The following is a 24,477-nucleotide window of genomic DNA, read 5'->3' as shown; positions in this document are numbered from 1 at the left end:
ATCGTATTTTTTCTTTTTTCTGTCTAATTTAAATCCACAGTTGGTAAAAATGGGAATTCTCCAGAAGGGCATGGTTTTTCTGTTCAAAATTCTGATTCAAATACTCATTGACTTTTATGTCAAATTATGTATATAATAGTCATATAATAATCGTTAATATATCATAATTGGAGGTAGCGTAAATGACGGATTCCACAATCTTACAGCCAGAAGGCTTAGAACAACGCTACGAAAGATATAAAGAAAAGATAAAACACTTCACGATAATGAATGACATCTTTATGCGGAATGTATTAAAGAAAACCGCATGTACTGAATATATTCTTCAGGTTATCATGAATAGAACAGGCCTAAAAGTAATCGACCAGACTTTACAAAAAGATTATAAAAATCTCCAGGGGCGTTCCGCCATTTTAGACTGCGTGGCAAAGGATGCAGAGAATAATTTTTTTAATGTGGAGATTCAGGGTGAGAACGATGGTGCTTCTCCAAAAAGAGCCCGATACCACTGCGGTCTACTGGATATGAATCTATTGAATCCAGGCGATCCTTTTGACAGCCTGCCGGAAACGTATGTCATTTTTATCACTAAAAACGATGTCCTTGGATATAACCTGCCAATCAACCACATAAGAAGACGAAGCAACGAAACCGGAGAAATATTTGAAGATGGTCAACATATTTTATATGTAAACTCTAAGAAGCAGGATGATACCGAATTAGGCCGCTTAATGCATGACTTACATTGTAAAGAAGCGGATAAGATGTATAGTAACGTCCTGTCTGCAAGAGTGCAGCAATTAAAAGAAACTGAGGAAGGAGTGAATCAAATGTGTCAGGAATTAGAAGAGATTTATAATGAAGGCGTTGAAAAAGGCGAGCAATTTGGATTTCTGCGAGGCGAACAATCTGGTAAACTAAAGGCCAAGAAAGAAACTACTCTTGCCCTTCTTGAAATGGGAATGTCTTCGGAACAGATTGCAAAAGCAGTAAATCTTTCTATAGAAACTATTCAGAACTGGATATCTGAAGCATCGTTTTGATTTGTAGAATAAACGAGCTCTCCCTCTCTGTATATTCCAATCCTACAGATCAGTTGAAAAGATCTGAGGATGGCAACAGTAAGTAGCGTAACTATTGATATATCATAATTGGAGGTAGCGTAAATGACGGATTCCACAATCTTACAGCCAGAGGGCTTAGAACAACGCTACGAAAGATATAAAGAAAAGATAAAACACTTTACAATAATGAATGACATCTTTATGCGGAATGTTTTAAAGGAAATCTCATGTACGGAATATATTCTTCAGGTTATCATGAATAGAACAGGCCTAAAAGTAATCGACCAGACTTTACAGAAAGATTATAAAAATCTCCAGGGACGTTCCGCCATTTTAGACTGCGTGGCAAGGGATGCAGAAAACAATCACTTTAATGTGGAGATTCAAGGTGAGAATGATGGTGCTTCTCCAAAAAGAGCCCGATACCACTGCGGTCTACTGGATATGAACCTACTGAATCCAGGCGATTTTTTTGACAATCTCCCAGAAACTTATGTCATTTTCATCACTAAAAATGATGTCCTTGGATATAATCTGCCAATCAACCACATACGAAGACGAAGCAACGAAACCGGAGAAATATTTGAAGATGGACAACATATTTTATATGTAAACTCGAAAAAACAGGATGATACCGAATTAGGTCGCTTAATGCATGACTTACATTGCGAAGAAGCGGATAAGATGTATAGTAACGTCCTATCTGCAAGAGTACAACAATTAAAAGAAACTGAGGAAGGAGTGAATCAAATGTGTCAGGAATTAGAAGAGATTTATAATGAAGGCGTTGAAAGGGGCGAACAATCTGGATTTCTTCGAGGGGAACAGTCTGGAGAATTGAAAAAAGCAAGAGAAACTACTCTTGCCCTTCTCGAAATGGGAATGTCTGTGAAACAGATTGCAAAAGCAGTAAACCTCTCGGTAGAGACTATTCAGAATTGGATATCAAAAGCATAATTTTAATTAGCGAAGATAAACAGACCAACAAAGAATATATGGCTGTCAGAGAAACCTATATCTCAAGGATACTTTCCGCGCTTAGCGATGGTGTAGCGAAAGTTGATGAAAAGATTAAGGAAGTCATAAGTATCTGGATATGCATAGATGCCAGAAAAAATGAAGATTCCATTATAGAATACCAACTTAGACCGGAAGTAAAATTTGGTGAAAATATTCACCCCGAAGAGATAAATCTGTTAAAAGGGATTCTCATAAAAATACGAGCTGGGAAAAACATGACACAGTCTAAAAATAAATTAATCGAAATGTTGGAATATGTAATTGCAGACCATTCAATAGAAGAAAAAAAGAATTATTTAAAAAATAAATGTGGCGTAGAGATGACTAAAGAATTAGAAAGGAAGGTGGAAGCGATGGGAGAAAGTATGGGGCGCGTAATATTACAGGGAATGCTAGAAGATGCCTGGGATAAGGGAGTAGAACAAGAACGTAGAAACACGGAAAAGGAACGGGAAAACGCAATAGCTGCATTCATTTCTTTTGGAATACCAAAAGAAAAAATATTAGAAAAAGGATACACAGAAGCAGAATATACGAAAGTAAAGAGAAAGTTGCTTTCTTAATATTTATGTTGAGATTTTCTACAGGCAAGTTGGCAAAACTGACACTACTAGAGCAAACTTCAAAATTTATAATGCTAAAGATAAATATCTCATCAGTGCCAATTTCTCATTCAATAAGTATGCTTATGCGTCGGCACAATCTGGCATAAAATTTTGAAAGCAGAATATACTTGAAATATCTGATTCGGTATGATATATTGAAATCAGAAAAGAATATGCTGTACAGTATGTACACAAACACAAATCCCCTCAGTACCGCGAATACTGAGGGGATTTTTTTGTGGGGTTTGGTTACCGCATGATTTTACTTCTTCTTCCGGCCAAACCACTTGCGAAGTATAGTCATGATTAGTTCAACAATGATGCCAGATGCTACACCTGCCAATACCGACAGAAGAAAAGAATATGCTGACAATATGTACACCCCCTTTCTGTTGCCAGAATGGGGCGGCAACGAGGGGATTATATCATATTTTTCCAGAAAAATCCATGTAAATCTTTAATATTTCATGTAAATTCAATAGAAGAAATAACTGCATCTAATGATGATTTTTACGGAGTTTGGATTACTTTTATTTACTATTGCCAAATATCTGTAAATATTATATAATTTTACTTCAACAACCTAAAACAGCCCCGAAAGAGAGAAGAGGCCCTATATCTGTGGCCTTAGAACGAGGATTGAATGCGAACCATTACGCGAGCATTCAACCCACAGTAATAGAGTCGCAGATATAGGACCTCTTCTCTCTTTCGGTACGTCTGTTTTGTTTCATAAATCAGATAATTATCCCCTCGCAATGATCCACCTCATGCTGTATAATCTGCGCTACCCAGCCTTTATACTTCTGATGCTGTTTTTTAAAATGAATATCTTCATACTCTACTTCTATCTCCTGATAGCGAGTCGTTTTTCTAACTCCTTTTAAAGATAAACAGCCCTCTTCTGCCTCATATGGTTCTTTTTTACTTACAATCACCGGATTTAACATTGCAATATTCGCAAATCCCATATTCACCGCAATAATTCTTTTATTTACTCCAATCATATTTGCTGCCATCCCAACACAGCCAGTTTCATTTGCTTTTAACGTATCAAGTAAATCCTGCACCACTGGCATATCGTCTTTTGTTGCAGGGACTGCTTTCTTTTTAAGAAACAAAACATCTTTCATAATTGCTCGAACCATAATCTAACCTCCATATTGAATTCTGTTTTTACTTCTACAGCCAAAGACAGCTCGCAAAGAGAGAAGCCAACCTATATCTGTGGCCTTAGAGCGAGGATTGGATGTGAGCCGTTAGCGAACATTCAACCCGCAGTGATAGAGTCACAGATATAGGTTGGCTTCTCTCTTTGTGAGCGTCTACTTTGCCTGCGGCAAACCAGAACTTATAACTGTTCTTTCGCGATTTCCACAGCTTTTTCTAATGCAGCTTTGATTCCTGCTGGATTCTTTCCACCAGCCTGAGCCATATTTGGACGTCCACCGCCGCCGCCACCTACTAAGGCTGCTGCTTCTTTGATAATCTTTCCTGCATGTGCGCCTGCTTTTACAGCATCGTCTGTTGCAGTTACGATTAAGTTAACCTTTCCTCCCATATCGGAAGCAAGGATAACAACACCGCTGCCAATCTTGCCTTTGAGGTCATCTCCTAAGGTACGGAGTGCGTTCATGTCAACGTCTTTTACGGATACTGGAAGTACTTTGTAATCGCCTGCTTCTACTACCTGATCCATTACGTCAGCAACTTCGCTCTTGGCAATCTGGTCTTTTAATTTCTCATTTTCTGCAGAAAGTGCTTTGATTTCGTCAAGCATGGACTGAATCTTTTCTGCTAACTTATGAGGCTCTGCCTTTGCTGCTTTTGCTGCTTCGTGAAGAGTTTTTTCCTCATCAAGATAATATTTCATTACTCCGTCACCAGTTAATGCTTCGATACGTCTTATGCCCGCTGCAACACCAGTTTCAGAAATAATCTTAAATGCTTTGATTACTCCTGTATGTGGTACATGTGTACCTGCACAGAATTCTTTGGAGAAATCTCCCATAGTAACAACTCGTACTTTATCACCATATTTTTCTCCGAATAATGCCATCGCACCAGTATTCTTTGCTTCGTCAACACTCATGATTTCTGTGCTTACAGTGAGGTCTTCGGCGATTTTTTCATTTACCATTTTTTCAACTTCTGCAAGTTCTTCTGCAGTTAATGCCTGGAAGTGAGAGAAGTCGAAACGAAGTCTGTCTTTGTCTACATAAGAACCGGACTGTTCTACATGATTTCCAAGAACGGTACGTAAGGATTTCTGAAGAAGATGGGTTGCACTGTGCCCTTTAGCTGTATCTGCTCTCTGTGCTTTATTTACAGATAATGTTACCGTATCACCAACTTTGAACATTCCCTTTGTTACATGTCCGATATGGCCAATCTTTCCACCGAGCATTTTTACAACATCTTCTACAACGAATTCGCCGTCTTTGCATGTGATGACACCGCTGTCAGCGTGCTGTCCACCACCTGTCGCATAAAATGGTGTCTCGTCTACAAAGATTGTTCCAGCCTGTCCATCAGTTAAAGCTTCTGTAAGCTCTGTGTCTGTTGTCATAACTGTAATCTTAGAATCACATTCCTGTGTCTCATATCCAACGAAAGTACTTGTTACAGATGGGTCGATAGACTCATAAACTGTAACGTCAGCACCCATGTAGTTTGTTGTCTTTCTTGCACTTCTTGCCTTTTCTTTCTGCTCATTCATGCAAGTCTGGAATGCTTCTTCATTTACAGTGTATCCTTTTTCTTCAAGGATTTCTTTTGTAAGGTCTAATGGGAATCCATAAGTATCGTAAAGTTTGAAAGCATCCTGGCCATCTAACTCTTTTACGCCTTTTTCCTTCATGGATTCTTCTAAATCAGCAAGGATTGCAAGACCCTGATCGATTGTCTTATTAAACTTGCCTTCTTCCTGAATGATAACATTGTAAATGAAATCTTTCTTTTCTTCTAATTCTGGATAACCATCTTTAGAACCTTCGATAACTGTCTTGCTAAGCTCTGCTAAGAACTTACCTTCGATTCCGAGTAAACGTCCGTGACGGGCTGCTCTTCTGATAATACGGCGAAGAACGTATCCACGGCCTTCATTACTTGGCATGATACCATCGGAAATCATAAATGTAGCGGAACGGATATGGTCTGTGATCAGACGGATAGAAATATCATCCTGCTCATTTTCTTTGTAAGTTTTCTTTGCTACTTCACAGATCTTATCACGAAGGGAACGGATAGTATCTACATCAAAAATAGATCCTACGTCCTGAACGATAACGGCAAGACGCTCTAATCCCATACCTGTATCAATATTTTTCTGTTTTAATGTTGTGTAGTTATTATGTCCGTCATTCTCAAACTGAGTAAATACGTTGTTCCATACTTCCATATAACGGTCGCAGTCACAACCTACTGTACAGCCTGGTTTACCACAGCCGTATTTTTCTCCACGGTCATAATAAATCTCGGAACAAGGACCGCAAGGACCAGCACCGTGTTCCCAGAAGTTATCTTCTTTACCAAACTTGAAAATGCGTTCTGGAGCGATTCCAATCTCATCTCTCCAAATGGCAAATGCCTCGTCATCTTCTAAGTATACAGATGGATATAATCTGTCTGCATCAAGTCCTACAACTTCTGTAAGGAATTCCCATGACCATGCGATTGCTTCATGTTTAAAATAATCTCCAAAAGAGAAGTTACCAAGCATTTCAAAGAATGTACCGTGACGATCTGTCTTACCAACATTTTCGATATCACCTGTACGAATACATTTCTGGCAGGTTGTCACTCTTTTTCTTGGTGGGATCTCCTGACCTGTAAAATAAGGTTTCAGTGGTGCCATACCTGCGTTGATCAGTAATAAACTGTTGTCGTTATGTGGAACCAGTGAGAAACTCTTCATTGCAAGATGTCCCTTGCTCTCAAAAAACTCCAGATACATTTTTCGAAGTTCATTTACTCCATATTTTTTCAAAATTCTGTCCTCCTGTAGTATCTCATATATTGCTGCCGGTATACCGACATGAAAGGGTGCTGCCAGAAAACAATTGGTTCTCCGTCAGCACCCTGAAATATATCGCTATATAAATTATTTACCTGATGTATTTCCAGTACCAGCCGTGTTGCTTTCCATGTTCTTCTTCGTTCTTAACTTCTTTCCACAAAAAATGCCTCCGGCCGCGGCTGCTACCAGCAAAATAAACGTTATGATATATTGAACAAATGCACTTAATACAGCCGACATAATGGGCCCTCCTTCTTATACTGAAAATGGTTTCTGGTTACATGAAATTAGTATACCATATTTCATAAAAAACTGTAAACCTTTTTTCTGATTTAATTCGGTGGATACAACAGACGAATCTTCTACTTCCGTCTGTCAGTCAAAATCCCTACGCCAGCACCTCGTTCATGCTTCCTGTGCGGTAGCCTTCCAGGTCAAGAGATACATAGGTAAATCCGTATCTTTTGAGTTTATCTACGATTTCTTTTCGAAGTTCGCTATCTAACATTCTTGGAATGTCTTCTGGTAAAAGTTCGATTCTGGCGATGGTTCCGTGGATGCGAACGCGGAATTGGAGGAATCCATTGCTGCGGAGAAGGTCCTCGGCTCGCTCTACCATGGAAAGTTTTTCGGCGGTGATGGTCTCGCCGTATACGAAACGGGAGGCGAGGCATGCAAAGGATGGTTTGCTCCAGGTTGGGAGTCCCATCTGTTTGGAAAGTTCCCGGATTTCTGCCTTGGTAAGTTCAGCAGCACGAAGGGGGCTTTTTATGCCAAGTTCGGTAATTGCCTGCAGACCCGGGCGATAATCTCCTAAATCATCCATGTTGGAGCCTTCTGCGACATACGACATCTGGTATTCTTTTGCTTTTTGTAAGAACTTTTCAAATAAGCCTTTTTTGCAGATGTAACAACGGTTTGGCGGATTGTGTTTAAATGCTGGAAGTTCGGTATCTCCCAAATCAAGAACAATCTGTTCTACACCAAGATTTTTACAAAAATCTTCCGCCTCTCCGGATTCTCTTTCCGGGAAAAGGCAGGATTTTGCTGTAAGTGCGATGACTTTATCCCCTAATGCTTCTTTTGCGGCTGCAAGAAGAAAGGTAGAATCCACTCCGCCAGAAAAGGCAATCGCTACGGAATCCAGTTCTTTTAAATAACTCAGTAATTTCTGATATTTTTCCTGTAATTTATTCATATCCATTTCTTTTTATTTTTTATCTTTACTCTTTTTATTCTTTCCTTATCTGTGTTTTTTATTCTTCTGCAAGTCGTGTAAAGAAACAAGTACGGTTTCCTGTATGACAGGCCGCTCCAATCTGTTCGACTTTTGCTAAGATGGTATCTTTATCGCAGTCAATGTCTAAAGACTTCACATACTGGTAATGTCCGGAAGTATCGCCCTTTGTCCAAAGTTCCTGACGGCTACGGCTAAAGTAGGTCATCTTTCCTGTCTCTAATGTCTTTTCAAAAGATTCCTTCGTCATGTAAGCAAGCATTAGAACCTCATTGGTCTTATAGTCCTGTGTGATAACTGGAATCATTCCATCGCTGTTTAATTTAAATTCGTCAAAAGAAAGTTTGCTTTTCATTTATAATGCTCCTTTTGTAGAAAGTACATCCGTAATTCTAGGGTCGTAAGAACAAGCCTCATCCAAAGCTTTTGCAAATGCCTTAAATGCCGCCTCCATAATATGATGATTATTGCTTCCATGCATTAATTTTAAATGAAGGTTCATTGCTGCGCTGTAAGAAATAGCATAGAAAAATTCCTGTACCATTTCTGTGTCAAATCCACCGACTCTCTCTACGGTAAATGGCAGGTCACACACACAGTATGGTCTGCCGGATAAATCTACTGCACCAAGTACGAGTGTCTCATCCATTGGAAGTAAAAAGTTTCCGAAACGGCGAATTCCCTTTTTATCTCCCACCGCTTCACGGATAGCCTGTCCCAGTACGATTCCAGTATCTTCAATCGTGTGATGGCAGTCTACCTCTAAGTCCCCATCCACTTTACAGGTCAGGTCAAAAAAGCCGTGTTTGGCAAAGCTATTTAACATATGGTCAAAGAAACCGATTCCGGTATCAATATCATATTTGCCGCTGCCGTCTAAATTCAGGTCAACAATAATCTTTGTCTCACTTGTATTTCTCTCTACATGTGCTTTTCTTTCTGCCATTTTTACTCCTCCTCAAAACGAACAGCGATGGAGTTTGCGTGTGCAGTCAGTCCCTCTGCCTGTGCAAATGTCTCAATATCTTTGTGAATTGCTTTTAAGGCATCTTTTGAATAGTAGATGATGCTTGATTTCTTTACAAAGTCATCGACATTTAATGGGGAGAAGAACTTCGCAGTTCCGTTTGTTGGAAGTACATGGTTTGGTCCTGCAAAATAATCTCCAAGTGGTTCAGAACTGTACTCTCCGATAAAGATAGCTCCGGCATTTCTTACCTTTGTCATTACTTCAAATGGATTGGCCGTTACGATTTCAAGATGTTCGGACGCAATCGCATTTACTACTTCTAATGCTTCATTTAAAGTCTCTGCCTCTAAAATATAACCAAAGTTTTCAAGGGATTTCTCGATAATCTCTGCTCTTGATAACTTCTTTAAGTATCCTTCAATTTCTTCTTGTACTTTTTCGCCAAGTGTCTTACTTGTTGTCACTAAAATCGCACTGGCAAGTTCGTCATGCTCTGCCTGGGAAAGTAAGTCTGCCGCTACGAAATGCGGATTTGCAGTATCGTCTGCAAGAACAAGAATCTCGCTTGGTCCGGCAATAGAATCAATACTTACATGTCCGTATACCGCCTTTTTCGCAAGGGCAACATAAATGTTTCCAGGGCCTACAATCTTGTCAACCTTTTCAATAGACTCTGTTCCATAAGCTAATGCACCGATTGCCTGTGCTCCACCGACTTTATAAATATGAGTTGCACCAGCTTCATTTGCGGCAACTAAAGTAGCTGGTGTTACTTCTCCCTCCTTATTTGGAGGGGTTACCATCACGATTTTCTCTACACCTGCAACCTTTGCAGGTACAATATTCATAAGTACAGAGGATGGATAAGCAGCTTTTCCACCTGGTACATACACACCAACTGAAGCTAACGCTGTCATTTTCTGTCCAAGAATTGTTCCGTCCGGTTTGGCATCAAACCAGCTGTTTCTCTTCTGTTTCTCATGATACTCACGGATATTTACAAGAGATTTGCGGATAACTTCTACTAAAGAATCATCTACTTTTTCATATGCTGCCTTGATTTCTTCCCCTGTTACCTGAATCGTATCTTTTGTCAGCTTACATTTATCAAACTTTTCTGTGTAAGCAAAAAGAGCTTCGTCTCCTTTTTCCTTAATCTCGTCTAAAATGCCCTGCACGGTTCCGGCATACTGGTCGTAATTATTCGGGCTTCTTTTTAATAAATCACTTAAAATATTTTTTGTATTTTCTTTATTTACCTTTAAAACTCTCATTTTCTTTTCCTCTGAAATTTTTCTATTTTTGTTTTTATCTTTTCTTGGAAATATCACCAATCATTATCAGTAATTGATTTTTTAATATTTAATATTATTTATGCCAATATATCTCATACTAAATAATATAATAATCTGTTTGTTCTGCTACATCAACTCATTTAATATAAATATGATAAAGCGATGCAATAACTAAACTAGCTTATATTATTTACTGGCTTTTACTTACTATCCCCTGCTAATATTTATCTCTATCAATTTGATACTTATCTAAAGTCATTAGCCTATTGCTGTTTCAGCTTACGCAGGTCATAAATCAGTTTACGAATTCTCTCCTGTTCCATCTTAAGACTTACCTGATTTACTACCATACGGGCAGAAAGATCACAAATTTCCTCTAAGACTGTAAGCCCGTTTGCCTTTAATGTAGAACCAGTCTCCACGATATCGACAATGACCTCAGAAAGTCCAACAATCGGAGCTAACTCAACCGAACCATTCAACTTGATAATCTCTACGGTCTGAAACTTTTTATTATAAAAATAATCTTTGGCAATGCTTGGATACTTAGAAGCTACACGAATAAGCTCACCATGCTGTAACTTTTCCCTTGCACTTTCAGGTCCACAGACACACATCTTACACTTTCCAAAGCCCAGATCCATTACTTCGTAAAGGTTTCTTCCCTCTTCAAGAATCGTATCTTCTCCTACGATACCGATATCCGCTGCACCGTACTCTACATAAGTAGGAACGTCAGAAGCCTTCGCTAAGAAAAACTTAAGCTTTAAATCTTCATTGACAAAAATAAGCTTTCTTGTCTCTTTATCACGAATGGAATCACAGGTAATACCAAGTTTTTCAAACATATCCATTGTTTTATTGGCAAGTCTTCCCTTTGCCAAAGCAAATGTTAAATAGCGCATCTTAATATTCCTCCCTGAATTCCTGTAATGTCTTTGTCTCCTGATCTCCGGAAGCCATATCATAAACAGTGACATTCTCCCCATCTAAATAGAGGATTCCTTCTGCTCCCTGATTCTTTCCAAAAGCAAGATATTCTTCTAACGTCTTTCCTTCTGTCATGGAAACGAGTTCCGTCCGCACTCCGGCATCTCTTAACTTTACAACTAACGGAATCGCATTCTGTCTGTCCTCTGATTTATAAAGAAGTAAAGAATAGGCATATTCTTTTAAGGAAATGCTGATATTCTGACGGCTTAATGCAGATAGTACATCATCAATCAAAATGGTAAATCCGCAGGCACTTGCTTCCTTACCAAACTGCGCTAAAAGGTTATCATAACGTCCACCTTTTCCGATCGCATCTCCAGTTCCATAAGTATATCCCCGGAAAATAATTCCTGTATAATAATCAAAATGGTTCACCATGCCAAGATCAAAACTTACATATTTTTCGTAACCGTAAAGCTTTAACACTTCATACACTTCCTCTAGTCTGGCAATTGCTGCCTGACAACGAGGATTTATCGTAAGCTTCTTTGCCTTTTCAAGCATGGTAACATCACCATATAAATCATTATACTCAAGCAGAATGTTACGATAACAATCTTTCATAGATAAATCCGATAAAAGAATTTCCATTCCAAGAGCATTCTTATTCTCGATATATTCGTGAATCTGCTCCTTAACTTCCTCAGAAGCTTCTAACGCACCCATAATTCCTTTATAAAACTCTGCCTGCCCGATATCTATACGAAAATCCGTAAGACCTGCCGCAAGGAAACAGTCAATCATCATGATGATTCCCTCTGCATCTGCTTCCGGACTATCATCATTAATAAGCTCTGCTCCCATCTCTGTCTTCTCGGTAAGCTTACCTTGATAACTTCTGTTATTTAAAAATGTATTCCCGCGGTAAGAAAGACGAAGTGGAAATTCACAGGCACTATAATACTTTGCCACACTTCTTGCAATAGAAGGCGTCATATCCGGGCGGAGAACTAATGTATTATTATTTCTATCAAAGAACTTAAACATCTCTACAGAACTTACAGTTCCTGTATCACTGTTAAATATATCAAAAAATTCAAATGTTGGTGTCTCAATATCCTGATAGCCGTAAAGCTCTAATATATGATGAATCCGCTTCTCCACCGCTGACTTTCTCTTACATTCTGAGTTATAAATATCTCTTACTCCCTCTGGAGTGTGGAGCAGTTTTTCTTTCATTAATGTTATCCTCCTAAATTAAAATCTCATTCACCACTTTTATAAAATTGTCTGAGCTATTCTCATAAAAAAATAATTATATTACCTGTTTTCTCTTTTAATTTATAAAAATCTATAAAAGAAAGAGCCTGCATTCACAGACTCTTTTGTGACAATCTTCTTGCCCTTTAAATACTCTGTCACAATAAAGTGGTAACGCATTAAAACTGTTTATGATTATACTCGTGACCGCCCATTTTGTCAACCAGAGAACAGAACTTTTTCTAATTGATTCCTGTAAAATTAATTGAAATTATGGTCATCCATATCTCCATCCCCATCAAATTCAACAGGGTCGATGTGTGTTGTCACTATTACAAGGATACAAATCTTTTACCTCGCTTGTAATATAGGAACACAATTTTCCATCCACTCTCCCTGATGTGTTTTCATATCGTTTCTTTGCATTTTCAATTTCGTCTTTGAATCCTGTTTTATATATGAAAATTATTTTATAGGGATCTTCTTTTCCATTCTCATCATAACCGCCGATAATAACCTTTTCGACAATACTTTCAAATATTTCTCTATCAAACTCTTCCAATGTCTGATTTTTTAGTAATGTTTTTTTAAAATCTTTAAGTCTCTTTTGCAAACTGTTTTCACTATTGTATTGTTGTTCCAATTCAATCAAATCTTGGTTTGCTTTAAATATTTTTTTATCTAAATCTAAATCTGCCTCTTCATAAATATCTTTAGCAATACCTCCATCTAAATACTTATCTAATAATTTTCTTCTCCTATATTTCAAATTACGAATAGACTGATCTATCTTTTTGATTCTGTCTTTTATTGAATCGCCAGACAATGTCTCTTCAATCCGTTTTATAAATTCTTCTAATACATCTTTGTGATCAGAACATAGCATCTGATAAGATTCAACAAAAGCTTTTTCTATAACTTGTTCTGGAATGCCTTTAGCTTCTGGACAAAAACGCTTTCCTTTTCTTATATTCCTTCCACAATGCCATATAATTTTTTCGTATTTTGAATGACTATGCCAACATCTCCTTGATACAGTCTCTCCACAAAAGCCACATTCCAACATACTGCTGAATGCATATTGTCTACTATATTTTTCTCTTTTTCCAGTCTCTACTCCATTTACCCGCCCCTTACTCCGGCGCTGACGAATTTCTTGAGCTTTTTCAAAAATTTCTTTTGATATAATAGCTTCATGGTGATTTTCTATATAAAAACGGTCTTCCTCACCCATATTCGTTAATCTTCTTTTTGAAATCGGATCTACGGTGAAAGACTTTCCTAATAGTAAATCTCCCATATATTTTTCATTATTAATAATTCCCATCACACTTGAAGGAGACCACCGATTTCCATGAACTGTTGGAATTTCTTGTTCGTTCAATTCTCGTGCAATCATAGTGGAACCTGCACCAGCTACATATCTCTTAAATATATAGCCTACTGTTTTTGCCCCTTCTTCATTAATAGAAAGTGTTTTTGTTAATGGATCATAATCATACCCTAGACATTTTTGAAACCCTACAAGCTCTCCTCTTTTCATTTTCATTTTTAAGCCTTTTTTTACATATGCAGAGGTATTTTCTACTTCTTGCTGTGCAACAGAACTTAAAATTGTTAATAAAAATTCTCCATCCTTCAAGGTATTAATTTTTTCTACTTCAAAATATACCGCAACATTTCTTTCCTTTAACATTCTTACATATTTTAAAGTATCTAATGTATTTCTTGCAAATCTTGGAATACTTTTTGCAATTACTAAATCAATTTTACCAGATAGACATTCTTGAATCAATCTCTGAAATTCTTCACGTATATCTGCCTTTGTTCCTGTGATTGCCTTATCTGCAAATATTCCTGCAAATACCCACTGTTTATTATTGTGTATCAAATCTGTATAATATTTAATCATAGACTGATAACTCTTAGTCTGGTCTTCATCATCAGTACTAACACGACAATAGGCTGCTACTCTTAATCTCTCTATCTTTCTTTTTGAAGAAAGTTCTGTAGGTGTGTTAGCTTTAATTATTTTAACTTCCATATCCTCGCCTTTCTTGTATTCCTATCGTAGTGATACTATAATTGTATTATAATACACAGAAATAGTCAAGTAGTAATACTCGATACTACACTATAATCTTTTTTTATTGTTTTTTCTATTAATTGATACTCTTTTTCGCTTATAAGTTTCAACTGTAACAACTGTTTAAGCATTGATAACTGCAAGCTGTATCTTAGTAATTTTGTATTATCCATTTTCTCCTCCCGTTTAGCTTTGACCCCAAAAGAATGTGGCAGGATTACTTAATAAGTCATATCCTGCCACACGGCTTTCATTGTCAAATTCGGCATAAACTATGAAAATATAATTTATAGGTTGTTTTGTATACCCATTTGCTGCGTAATCATTGCAGATTACCTTAACCATAAAATTGTATGGTTCCGGCTCTAAGGTCTATGAGCCGACTGCCCAATCAGAAGTATCATTATATCTTTGCTCCACCTCACCGGTATCCTGGCATAAGTCTGTTACATACAAATGGCAAAATCATTTGATTTTCAAAGTACAGTTAGTTATCTAAGAAAGAAAGTCATCGCATATTCAAACTAAGCAGTCTCAAATTCTAAAGTCTTAGCAATCAATTTTGCCTCCAAACGTTCTCGCAAGTCTTCATCAATGTAGCTTTTATCACCATCTGTCCGAATTGATAATTTCACTATGTAAGGTTTATAATGCTTTAAAATTTTATCCATCGCATCTACATCTCCTTCCGTAGCTGCCTTAATCGTTTCAAAAGGTAATAATCTTTCTTCATTTTTTCTTGAATCTTTTTGCATTGTAACTATTCCTCCATTCCTCTTTTCTCCAGTTCACTTTTCATCAATTTAAGTGCTTTTTTCTTATGCTCATGTATTGTACTGTTTACTACACACATTATTCTGGCAATTTCTGTATCGCTCATACCCAAGAAAAATGAAAGTAATATAACATCTCTTTTCTTTTGTGATAACAGATGTAATACTTCAGCAAGTAAATCACTTTTTATCCCTATGTCATATTCCAATACTTTAAACAGATGATCATCCGATCTGTATTCATCTGATACATAAAGTTCATCAGATTCTTCCGATGATAAATTCTCAATAGATTTCTCATGTTTTTGCAAATAATTTACATAACGATAATAGTCAACTGCTTCACCTCGCAAAATTTTATAACAGTATGCCTGAAATTGAATTTGAATTTTTCTTTTGTAAGAAGGTGATTGCTCCATTAAGGCTCACCCCCTTCCTACAAAAAGCAACGATTTCCCCCTTTCATTCTTTATCCCGAATGGGACCCCCTGTTTTTTCGGTTCTTTTTGTAAAAAATTATTTTTTTGCAAAAAAAAGACGTTCTGTGTTTGCAGAACGCCATAAATATTTTAACATAGTATTTATTTTTTAAATAGTAATAATTATATAATATATATTATTAGATTTTTTTATTAAAATAGACATTTTTTCATCTCATAAGCATTAGTTATTTCTAGTATTTTTTTTATTATCTTTCTTGTTAATTTCTTTATAAATATTTCAATTTTTAGATAATTAAAATTACATCTAACTCTCTATTTATTCGCACACGGTAACCTATGCGTACCTTGACAAAAAAGCCGCCCTTTCGGACCAATGTCATTTAGATAAGACATTGCCCTTCGGACGGCTCATTTTATTTTTTTGATTTTATCTTCGTTCTTAATTCTTTCGGCAATTCATTCGACCATGGTAGCAGTCTGTCCAATTCTTCTGGTTTTGGAAATGCTCCTGTCTGAAGCAGTTTTTCCAATACATATGTTAAATATAGATATGGTTTTAATCCACTTAAAAGTGCTGTCTCTACTATACTGTAAACAATGGCGCTTGCATCTGCTCCACGGATACTTTTGGCAAACAGCCAGTTACGGCGGCCTACTGCAAAGTTTTTGATTGCACGTTCTGCACTGTTATTATCAATGCTCAAATGACCATCTTCCAGGTACCTTCTAAGATATACTTCCTGATTTAATGTGTATAAAACTGCATCTCCTATGAGGGAAGACCGGTCTATGGAAGCTTCCATGGAATGCAGCCACTCAAATAAAGCATCTACTACGAGACGTGATTGTTTCTGACGTTCTTTATATCGTTCTTCTGGTGTTTTATCCCTGATCAGTTCCTCTACTTCGTACAGTATCCCGATTCTTGTCAGTGCCTGATGGGCTACCGTCTCTTTTAATTCTTACCCTTACAACTTACCCTTTCTTGCACTAAAATTCATTCTAGCCAAAATAGTGTTAAAATTCTCATCTAATCTAGGGTAAGGAATATTTTAATATAGTCCATACATTATAAAAAATATAAATCCCTCTTTACAAAACCACCTTCTAGGTGGTATAATCGACTTAAAAATAAATATAAATAAAAAGGAGGTATTCACAATGGCAACATTAGACGAGAAAAACACTTATTATATTGATTATGGTACAGGCGCAGGAAATTTTGAATTCACTGGTACATTAGAAGAAGCTATGGAAGAAGCTAATAAGGGATTATGTTACACACAAGTTCCAGTTTCTATTTCTATAAAAGATGGATGCGATGATATTGCTTATCTCCCTTGGTATGGAATTGAAGCATCAGAAGATGACGTAATAACAGCTAGTTTTGGTAAATTTGGATTTTATGGTGAATGGAGGATTAATGAATGATTACTTATGACCTATTTACAAAATTATACGGTGAAGCAAAAACATATGACTCTTTAGAATTATATATTTCGGAACGAGGTTGGCAGGACTGGATGGACGACTTTGATATTGAAACCGTTACTGCTATCTTGAAAAAAATATATGAATATTCAATAGAATCTCTTCAAGATATTAGAACAAAATTAAATTATTCCCGTATCGGGTTATCCAGAGCTTATTACATCCCATTAAGAACTCTTGAAAACTGGGATAATAAACAAAATATGCCAGAATATGTTGAAGTTCTCATTAAATATACATTTTTCATAAAGGAGATGACAAAAGATGAATCCATTACAGAATAGAATAGATTTTTGCGTTATTATTTCTGTTGACGGAGCAAATCCTAATGGTGATCCAGCAACAATGTCATGGTATCCAAGAGTATTATATGATGGACATGGTGAAATCTCAGATGTTTGTTTAAAAAGAAAAATAAGAAACCGTTTACAAGATATGGGTGAAGAAATATTTGTTCAAGAAGATAGTAGGATTGATGACGGTTATAGAAATTTAAAAGAAAGAATCTTGAACTTTGATGATTTTAAAAATGAATATAGAAATAAAAAACCTGATTTTAAAAAAATTTATGATTCTACTTGCAAAAAATGGATAGATATCAGGACATTTGGACAAGTATTTCCCTTTAAAGGGGCTGGTAATAATTTATCTACTAATGTTAGAGGGTGCATGTCTTTATGGGGTGCTACAAGCTTAGATGTTATTGATGTTCAAGAAATTATAAGTATTAAATCTACAAACTTAAATGAAACAGAAGAGGGACGTAAAGATAGTGCAAGCTTTTTCCATCGTTATATGGTGCATAAAGCTGCTTATGTTACTTATGGTTCTATTTACTGTCAATTAGCAGAAAAAAATAATTTCACAGAAGAAGATGCTGAAAAAATACATCAAGCACTAATCACTCTTTTTGAAGGAGATGCTGCTGCTATGAGACCAGCAGGAACAATGAATGTTCAAAAAGTATATTGGTGGAAACATAATTGCAAGACGGGACAATATCCTCAAATTAAAGTTTTTAAAACACTTGATATTCAGCCACAAAAAGAATATCCATTTTTTACTGTAACGGAAACACCATTACCAGATTTAACTCCAGAAGTTTATACTCTATAATTCAATAATAATTTTCTCAAAGGCAGATTGAAGATGTATCACATTTTCTTTCTGTCTTTTCACTTTTCATATATCCCTTAACTAAATTAACGAAAATCAACCCTAAAATCCATTTTACCTTTCACATGAGCAATTTATCCTCTAAGCATATAAAATTAATTCTAGCACAAATAGCTTAAATTTCGTCTAACAATCTCAGGTAGAGAATCTTTTATTACATCCCATATCTAATTTCAAAAGGTATAAACTTATACCTATTCACAATTTCACAAAGAGAATTCATTAGAAAACAGTTATGCTGTAGATGCTGATGAAGATATTATCTTTCTTGTTAATTTCTTTATAAATATTTCAATTTTATACAATTAAAATTACAGCTAACTTGCTCTTTGTTCGCACAAAAAAAGAAACAGCCAAACATATATGTTTGAACTGTTTCTTCATTTCTGAAGACCTCTAAGCATCGCTAAAACTGTCTCCTGTTCTTTCGTGCTTAAATTGTCCCATATTTTAAGTATTTCTTTTTGTGATTCCGTTAAATCTACTGGATTTTTTTCTCTGAAAAATTGTGATAAAGTTACTCCCAAAGCTGCACATATTTTTTCAAGAGTAATCAATGACGGCAGACTTTCCTGCGTCATAATCCTGCTAAGCGAAGACTGAGAAATCCCGGACAACTGCGATAATCGGTATTTACTGATGTCACGCTTTTCACACAAAGAAATTATATTCTTCGCAACATACTTCTCTATATGCAAGTAAATACACCTCATTTCCATCATTACATTATTCTATTGTACCTGTAATGATAGAAAATTATTAGATATCTACTTTGCAAGTATTTAGTTTCAAATCCAGAAGTATATTTTTAAAAATAAAAAGGGTTGAATAGTATATTGAAAAAATTACACATTGCCCTGGATTTTTAATCTATTCCTATTCTTTTTTCGTAGTCATTTCTTTTATATCTTTTTTTGATACTTCTTTCCATTCAATTAGAAAAATTGGATACATAATATGAAGCATACATGAAAAAATTGCTCCAAGTATTAATAAACAAATTGGAATAATATACAAGAAATTTCTGCATGGTATTTTATCATAAAGATATCCTAAAATAGTCATACATACAATCCCCAATAAATAACTTCCACAAGATAAAGCCATAAGTTTCCGCTCAGATAATTTTCTTTTTTTTGTTATCATTTTCTCCCCTCCCTTATAACAAAATTATACCGAATAATATTAGTATAGTCAACAAATCAAATATAAACATTTATTTTTTTATATTTTCATTATTTTTTCTTTTACTTTTGTTAGTCCCTTCCCCTTATTCTGTATTGGAAAAGATAAAATCGGACATGATTTTGAAAAAAATATGAAAAAATTTTGTTACTCTACCTATAAAGCTTTTGATAGGGTATTTAGCAAACCTCTTTTACAAGTTTTTTCGCATAAATGAAATATTCCTTCACTAACTGCAAGCTTCAGAGTATATTTAGACGGTACTTTCACAGAAAATTATTTTTCTACTAATCACATATGTGAGAGTAAAAAATGCCATATAATTTTGAAAAAATCAAAAAAAGAAGGAGCTATCAGGAAATAGATAGTTCTAAACAGGAGCATTTATACCAAGTGTCAGAGAATGCTGTATATCTTCTGAAAATGCATTGGCAGTCATAAAAATAATCGGAATCGTCTTTTCCAGTTCATAGGAACTCCTGCGGATTGCCATTGTTACCTCATAACCGTTCACGACAGGCATCTGTACATCCATCAGAATCATATCATACTCTCCTAGATCATAATATTCAAATTCTTCTAAGATTTTTTCACCGTTCTCACAGATTGTGCACTCTGCACTTTCTATCTTTAACAGTTCCTTTAATATCTCTACATTCAATTCATTATCCTCCGTACACAAGAATCTCTTTCCTTAAAGGATACTATCAACCTTTTCATTCTTTTCTTCCCGTACTGCTGAAGACACAAATCTATCTTCTGCAATTCTCAAATCTATGAGAACCTCAAAACAGCTTTTCTGCCCCAGTTCATTCTCCATATCAATGGTACCAACCAGATTTCTGGTAATAGCCATTCTAAGATTGGTTCCTTGTATCTTATTAGTCACAGAACCCTCAGCATGGGGAAACGGATCAAAAATTTTACTTTTGAAATCTGCTGACATACCCATGCCATTATCTCTAACTAAGAAACGGTACTTTGCATAGACAGATGACTTTGTCTCACATTCTTCTAGCAGAAACTGAATTTTTCACCTTCCTGTGTGTATTTCATTGCATTAGAAAGTAAGTTTCTGAAATTTACATCAGATGAACCTAATCCTCGTTCATCCATTCATGCTAGATGTTTTCTTTTGTGACAGTAAGCGTCTGATTTTTCTCAGCTATCTGTGAATGGAACATGGTATTGAATTTAGTAATAAAATCTAAAAGGTAAAAATCTATATACTTAAAGACTATTTTCCCTGCTTCAATATTACTCATATCCAGCACATCATTAATAATTCCTAATAGATGCTGTGATAAAATATCTATCTTCTCTGCACAAAAAATCTTGTTTTCATGATGATATCACACAAAAGAACGATGTGTTTTATTGTGCATCTTTTTATTTGTGGCATATGTCAGCTATATAGTTGACGCGTCTCAAAAAATTAAGTATACTATGTTCAAAGGAGATAACTATTATGAGCTTTGAGAATTATTTTCCACTATGGAATGACTTAAATACAGCACAGAAAAAACTAATTTCAGACAATTTGATTACACGGAATGTAAAAAAAGGAACGATCATTCACAACGGAAACCTGGATTGTACCGGATTATTACTGGTTAAATCCGGGCAGCTTCGAACTTACATACTTTCAGATGAAGGACGAGAGATTACACTTTACCGTCTGTTCGATATGGATATGTGTCTTTTATCCGCCTCATGTATCATACGCTCCATTCAATTTGAAGTAACCATTGAAGCAGAAAAAGATACTGATCTTTGGATCATCCCTGCTGAAATCTATAAGGGCATTATGAAGGAATCTGCTCCCGTCGCAAACTATACCAATGAGTTAATGGCTACCCGTTTTTCTGATGTCATGTGGCTGATTGAACAAATTATGTGGAAGAGTTTGGATAAGCGTGTTGCTTCATTTCTTTTAGAAGAGACCTCTATCGAAGGAACAAACGAGCTGAAAATCACTCATGAGACGATTGCTAATCATCTTGGTTCCCACAGGGAAGTTATCACTCGAATGCTTCGATACTTTCAAGGCGAGGGTCTCGTCAAACTCTCCCGCGGCAAAATCACAATCCTTGATCCAAAAAGACTGGAAACACTCCAAAGGTCATAAAATTGTTTTTCTGTAACATATAAAGAAGAATCCTCCATTTATCAGAATTATGAAAGTCATTCTAATAAATGGGGGATCTTTTTATATTACGAGAAAATTATAAAAATATTATGATTATTTTTAATAATCCATACCACATGCATATGCCTTTTCAATCAGCGCACGGTCATTGACAACTGCATCATAGAAGCGAAATCCGCCGGAGAAGTTGTATGTTTCATATCCATTTCCTTCCAGAATACGACTGGCAATATAACTTCGCAGCCCACTCTGGCATATCAGGTAAACAGGCTTTCCCTTCTCAATTTCATTGATACGTTCCCTTAGTTCATCTACAGGAATGTTTTTGAATCCATCCATATGCCCCATGTTAAATTCACCTACAGTTCTCACATCCAGTAACACAACGCTTTTATCTCTAGAAATCTTATCCATATCTTCCAGATGCCATTGTTTTAAGGTACCTTTTGCTATATTGTCTATCATGAATCCGGCCATATTTACAGGATCCTTGGCAGAGGAATAAGGCGGTGCATATGCGAGATCCAAATCCTTCAGCTGGGTTGCCTTCAGCCCTGCATGAATTGCTGTTGCCAGCACATCAATACGTTTATCAACTCCTTCATATCCAATAATCTGAGCGCCAAGCAAACGATAGGTCTCTTTTTCAAAAACCGCCTTCATGGTCATCACTTTTCCACTAGGATAGTAACCGGCATGACTCATAGGAGAAAGAATTACTGTATCTACCTCTAATCCTGACTTTTTGGCATTGGTTTCATTGATACCTGTAGTGGCTGCTGTCATATCAAACACTTTTATAATGGAGCTTCCCTGACTGCCCAGGTAACGACTATCACCGCCACAAATATTATCAGCGATGATTCTGCCCTGTTTATTGGCTGGTCCTGCCAAAGAAATCAGCGCATCATTACCCGTAACATAATGTTTTACCTGAACTGCATCACCTGCAGCATAAATATCCGGTACAGAGGTTTCCATTCTGTCATTCACTACAATACTTTCCTTGATGCCAAGTTCCAGACCGGCTTCTTTTGCTAATACTGTGTCTGGTGTGACTCCGATTGCCAGAACTACCATATCAGCCTGAAGGGATGGATTATCTTTCAACAGGACCTCCACTCCGTTGTCTTTTTCTTTAAATCCTTCTACTGTATAGCCCAGTACCAGTTTTATCCCATGCTTTCTCATTTCATTATGGATCATGGATGCCATATCCGGGTCAAAAGGGTTCATCAGCTGCTTAGGCCGCTGGACAATCGTAACATCCATGCCAAGCTCCCTCAAATTTTCTGCCAGTTCCAGACCAATAAAACCGCCACCTGCCAATACAACCGATTTTGGATGATTCTTATTTATATATTCCTTTATCCGAAAAGTGTCTTCTACAGTACGAAGTGTAAAAAGTTTATCAATACCTACTCCGGGAAGTCTCGGCTGTGTTGGCTTTGCACCTGGAGAGAGAATCAGCTTATCATATTTTTCTTCAAATATCTCACCATTCTCTAAATTTTTCACTGAAACCGTTTTACGTTCCGGATGTATGGAGATAACTTCATGATGAATTTTCATATTGATATGAAAACGTTTAAAAAAACTCTCTGGTGTCTGTAGTGTAAGTTCTTCCGGGTCTGTGATCACGTCTCCAATATAATATGGAAGTCCACAATTTGCATAGGATATGTATCCGGATCTTTCAAACACAGTAATTTCAGCATGTTCATTCAGTCTGCGTATTCTTGCTGCGGCTGTAGCTCCTCCGGCTACACCGCCTACAATTATTACCTTCATCTTATTTTTCCACCTTTCCTGAGTAAGCTGCAATGCCACCGATATTATTTACTTTAGAATATCCCATTCGTTGCAGTATCCCAGTTGCCTGGCGGCTTCGTGAACCGGAATAACAGTATACAAACAGTGGGATAGCCTTATCCCACGCTACAGAAGCAATATTGTCAAGTTGCTGCAACGGCACATTTTTACTTTCTGGTATATGTCCTTCCTGATATTCCTGCGGTGTACGTACATCCAGCAGAACTGCATCATCAGTCCTTTTATATTCTTCTATGCCTTGATTAATATTCGACTGTTTAAAGAGATCAAAAAATCCCATTAGCACACCTCCCTAAAGCATTTCTAAAATCGCATTCTTAGGTCTCGCCCCTGAAATCTGCTGTACAATCTTCCCATTCTTCATAACCACTAAAGTCGGAATGCTCATAATACTGAACTTATTTGCCAGTTCAGGCTCTTCATCTACATTAATCTTTCCTACTTTAATATCTCTACGCTCACTTGCAATCTCCTCTACAATAGGTACTACCATGCGGCAAGGTGCACACCAAGATGCCCAAAAATCTAAAAGAACGGGTTTATCGGAATTCAGTACTTCGTTCTGAAAATTATTTTTATTGATATTAATAGCAGACATTTTACAGTCCTCCTTATCTTTTCTTTTTGTAGATTTATTATAGTCTTAATTTCATTTATTTTCCGTGATTACATCACCATACCTCATTAACTTAACTTCTTGCCATACCATCTACACTTAATATAACACCTGTAATGTAACTCGCCTCATCTGAAGCAAGAAACACAAACGCATTGGCAATATCTTCTGGCTGTCCAAGACGACGCAATGGAATTCTTTCAATCATAGGTTCGATAACTTCCTTTGGCACGGCCTTCATCATATCAGTTTCTGTAATCCCAGGTGCAACAGCATTAACACGAATACCTTTAGGTCCTAGTTCTCTTGCTAATGATACAGTT

The 24,477-nt window shown here is 36.4% G+C and carries 27 protein-coding genes and 2 pseudogenes; 7 read left to right on the top strand and 22 right to left on the bottom strand.

Annotation, left to right across the window (positions count from 1 at the left end; translation table 11 throughout):
* Positions 1–182: 182 nt before the first annotated feature.
* The 3 genes from EUBHAL_RS03400 (at position 183) to EUBHAL_RS03390 (ending at position 2,647) form a co-directional block, all read left to right on the top strand.
* Positions 183–1,043: an Rpn family recombination-promoting nuclease/putative transposase gene (locus EUBHAL_RS03400; protein WP_005344888.1), complete on the top strand. Its 861-nt coding sequence runs from the start codon at positions 183–185 to the stop codon at positions 1,041–1,043.
* Between the two features lie 123 nt (positions 1,044–1,166).
* On the top strand, positions 1,167–2,021 hold the full coding sequence (locus EUBHAL_RS03395) for an Rpn family recombination-promoting nuclease/putative transposase (RefSeq protein ID WP_005344887.1): 855 nt from the start codon (positions 1,167–1,169) through the stop codon (positions 2,019–2,021).
* A 38-nt stretch (positions 2,022–2,059) separates the two neighbouring features.
* Entirely contained in the window at positions 2,060–2,647 is a 588-nt protein-coding gene (locus tag EUBHAL_RS03390; protein WP_135960886.1) for a hypothetical protein, read from the top strand.
* A 779-nt stretch (positions 2,648–3,426) separates the two neighbouring features.
* Here EUBHAL_RS03390 and EUBHAL_RS03385 read toward each other — a convergent pair.
* The 14 genes and pseudogenes from EUBHAL_RS03385 to EUBHAL_RS17375 form a co-directional block, all read right to left on the bottom strand.
* Complete coding sequence (locus EUBHAL_RS03385) at positions 3,427–3,837, bottom strand: peptide deformylase (RefSeq protein ID WP_005344883.1); 411 nt, start codon at positions 3,835–3,837, stop codon at positions 3,427–3,429.
* A gap of 203 nt (positions 3,838–4,040) precedes the next feature.
* Positions 4,041–6,677, bottom strand: coding sequence for an alanine--tRNA ligase (gene alaS, locus EUBHAL_RS03380; RefSeq protein ID WP_044921761.1), 2,637 nt, complete (start codon positions 6,675–6,677; stop codon positions 4,041–4,043).
* Positions 6,678–6,791: 114 nt separating this feature from the next.
* The gene (locus tag EUBHAL_RS15615; RefSeq protein ID WP_005344881.1) at positions 6,792–6,947 is read right to left on the bottom strand and encodes a hypothetical protein; all 156 of its coding nucleotides are present in this window, start codon (positions 6,945–6,947) and stop codon (positions 6,792–6,794) included.
* A gap of 148 nt (positions 6,948–7,095) precedes the next feature.
* Positions 7,096–7,911 (bottom strand): ATP-dependent sacrificial sulfur transferase LarE, encoded by an 816-nt coding sequence (gene larE, locus EUBHAL_RS03375; RefSeq protein WP_005344880.1) that lies wholly within the window; start codon positions 7,909–7,911, stop codon positions 7,096–7,098.
* A gap of 61 nt (positions 7,912–7,972) precedes the next feature.
* Positions 7,973–8,284, bottom strand: a pseudogene (hisI, locus tag EUBHAL_RS03370) (phosphoribosyl-AMP cyclohydrolase); the annotation flags it as partial.
* Between the two features lie 15 nt (positions 8,285–8,299).
* Positions 8,300–8,890 (bottom strand): imidazoleglycerol-phosphate dehydratase HisB, encoded by a 591-nt coding sequence (hisB, locus tag EUBHAL_RS03365; RefSeq protein ID WP_005344874.1) that lies wholly within the window; start codon positions 8,888–8,890, stop codon positions 8,300–8,302.
* Between the two features lie 2 nt (positions 8,891–8,892).
* Positions 8,893–10,188: a histidinol dehydrogenase gene (gene hisD, locus EUBHAL_RS03360; RefSeq protein WP_044921758.1), complete on the bottom strand. Its 1,296-nt coding sequence runs from the start codon at positions 10,186–10,188 to the stop codon at positions 8,893–8,895.
* A gap of 284 nt (positions 10,189–10,472) precedes the next feature.
* Entirely contained in the window at positions 10,473–11,114 is a 642-nt protein-coding gene (gene hisG / locus EUBHAL_RS03355; protein WP_005344871.1) for an ATP phosphoribosyltransferase, read from the bottom strand.
* A gap of 1 nt (position 11,115) precedes the next feature.
* Positions 11,116–12,381, bottom strand: coding sequence for an ATP phosphoribosyltransferase regulatory subunit (gene hisZ, locus EUBHAL_RS03350; RefSeq protein WP_005344869.1), 1,266 nt, complete (start codon positions 12,379–12,381; stop codon positions 11,116–11,118).
* A 325-nt stretch (positions 12,382–12,706) separates the two neighbouring features.
* Positions 12,707–14,446: a recombinase family protein gene (locus EUBHAL_RS03345; RefSeq protein WP_005344868.1), complete on the bottom strand. Its 1,740-nt coding sequence runs from the start codon at positions 14,444–14,446 to the stop codon at positions 12,707–12,709.
* A 65-nt stretch (positions 14,447–14,511) separates the two neighbouring features.
* Positions 14,512–14,661 (bottom strand): SHOCT domain-containing protein, encoded by a 150-nt coding sequence (locus EUBHAL_RS03340; RefSeq protein ID WP_044921755.1) that lies wholly within the window; start codon positions 14,659–14,661, stop codon positions 14,512–14,514.
* A gap of 351 nt (positions 14,662–15,012) precedes the next feature.
* Positions 15,013–15,243, bottom strand: a complete 231-nt coding sequence (locus tag EUBHAL_RS03335; protein ID WP_005344865.1) for a helix-turn-helix domain-containing protein — start codon at positions 15,241–15,243, stop codon at positions 15,013–15,015.
* Between the two features lie 5 nt (positions 15,244–15,248).
* Positions 15,249–15,680, bottom strand: a complete 432-nt coding sequence (locus EUBHAL_RS03330; RefSeq protein WP_005344863.1) for an RNA polymerase sigma factor — start codon at positions 15,678–15,680, stop codon at positions 15,249–15,251.
* A 437-nt stretch (positions 15,681–16,117) separates the two neighbouring features.
* Positions 16,118–16,666: pseudogene (locus EUBHAL_RS17375) on the bottom strand (IS66 family transposase); the annotation flags it as partial.
* 199 nt (positions 16,667–16,865) lie between these two features.
* Between EUBHAL_RS17375 and EUBHAL_RS03320 the strand changes: the two are divergent.
* Genes EUBHAL_RS03320 through cas7c form a run of 3 tightly spaced genes read left to right on the top strand, consistent with a single transcriptional unit; the run spans position 16,866 to position 18,311 of the window.
* The gene (locus tag EUBHAL_RS03320) at positions 16,866–17,135 is read left to right on the top strand and encodes a hypothetical protein (protein WP_005344859.1); all 270 of its coding nucleotides are present in this window, start codon (positions 16,866–16,868) and stop codon (positions 17,133–17,135) included.
* Positions 17,132–17,479: a hypothetical protein gene (locus EUBHAL_RS03315; RefSeq protein WP_005344857.1), complete on the top strand. Its 348-nt coding sequence runs from the start codon at positions 17,132–17,134 to the stop codon at positions 17,477–17,479. Before EUBHAL_RS03320 ends, EUBHAL_RS03315 begins: the two co-directional genes overlap by 4 nt.
* The gene (gene cas7c / locus EUBHAL_RS03310) at positions 17,460–18,311 is read left to right on the top strand and encodes a type I-C CRISPR-associated protein Cas7/Csd2 (RefSeq protein WP_005344855.1); all 852 of its coding nucleotides are present in this window, start codon (positions 17,460–17,462) and stop codon (positions 18,309–18,311) included. Before EUBHAL_RS03315 ends, cas7c begins: the two co-directional genes overlap by 20 nt.
* Positions 18,312–18,751: 440 nt before the next feature.
* Here the strand turns inward: cas7c and EUBHAL_RS03305 are convergent, their stop codons facing one another.
* The 4 genes from EUBHAL_RS03305 to EUBHAL_RS16445 form a co-directional block, all read right to left on the bottom strand.
* A complete protein-coding gene (locus tag EUBHAL_RS03305; protein WP_242648730.1) occupies positions 18,752–19,030 on the bottom strand; it encodes a helix-turn-helix domain-containing protein in 279 nt (92 codons plus the stop codon).
* A gap of 217 nt (positions 19,031–19,247) precedes the next feature.
* A complete protein-coding gene (locus tag EUBHAL_RS03300) occupies positions 19,248–19,517 on the bottom strand; it encodes a hypothetical protein (RefSeq protein WP_005344852.1) in 270 nt (89 codons plus the stop codon).
* A gap of 409 nt (positions 19,518–19,926) precedes the next feature.
* Positions 19,927–20,217: a response regulator gene (locus EUBHAL_RS16450; RefSeq protein ID WP_334290879.1), complete on the bottom strand. Its 291-nt coding sequence runs from the start codon at positions 20,215–20,217 to the stop codon at positions 19,927–19,929.
* A gap of 33 nt (positions 20,218–20,250) precedes the next feature.
* A complete protein-coding gene (locus EUBHAL_RS16445; RefSeq protein WP_334290880.1) occupies positions 20,251–20,502 on the bottom strand; it encodes an ATP-binding protein in 252 nt (83 codons plus the stop codon).
* A gap of 522 nt (positions 20,503–21,024) precedes the next feature.
* Here EUBHAL_RS16445 and EUBHAL_RS03290 point away from each other — a divergent pair.
* Positions 21,025–21,684 (top strand): Crp/Fnr family transcriptional regulator, encoded by a 660-nt coding sequence (locus tag EUBHAL_RS03290; RefSeq protein ID WP_005344845.1) that lies wholly within the window; start codon positions 21,025–21,027, stop codon positions 21,682–21,684.
* A 120-nt stretch (positions 21,685–21,804) separates the two neighbouring features.
* Here the strand turns inward: EUBHAL_RS03290 and EUBHAL_RS03285 are convergent, their stop codons facing one another.
* From EUBHAL_RS03285 to EUBHAL_RS03270, 4 genes are all read right to left on the bottom strand, one after another.
* Positions 21,805–23,496, bottom strand: a complete 1,692-nt coding sequence (locus EUBHAL_RS03285; protein WP_005344844.1) for an FAD-dependent oxidoreductase — start codon at positions 23,494–23,496, stop codon at positions 21,805–21,807.
* 1 nt (position 23,497) lies between these two features.
* A complete protein-coding gene (locus EUBHAL_RS03280) occupies positions 23,498–23,818 on the bottom strand; it encodes a rhodanese-like domain-containing protein (protein WP_005344843.1) in 321 nt (106 codons plus the stop codon).
* A gap of 12 nt (positions 23,819–23,830) precedes the next feature.
* Complete coding sequence (gene trxA / locus EUBHAL_RS03275; RefSeq protein ID WP_005344840.1) at positions 23,831–24,136, bottom strand: thioredoxin; 306 nt, start codon at positions 24,134–24,136, stop codon at positions 23,831–23,833.
* 91 nt (positions 24,137–24,227) lie between these two features.
* Positions 24,228–24,477 (bottom strand): SDR family oxidoreductase (locus EUBHAL_RS03270; RefSeq protein WP_005344839.1); only part of this gene is annotated, 250 nt, incomplete at its 5' end.

Source organism: Anaerobutyricum hallii DSM 3353, assembly GCF_000173975.1.
In the GTDB taxonomy this organism is placed as follows: domain Bacteria; phylum Bacillota; class Clostridia; order Lachnospirales; family Lachnospiraceae; genus Anaerobutyricum; species Anaerobutyricum hallii.
The sequence above is the reverse complement of the archived record's forward strand: the minus strand, read 5'-3'. Positions and strand labels throughout refer to the sequence as shown.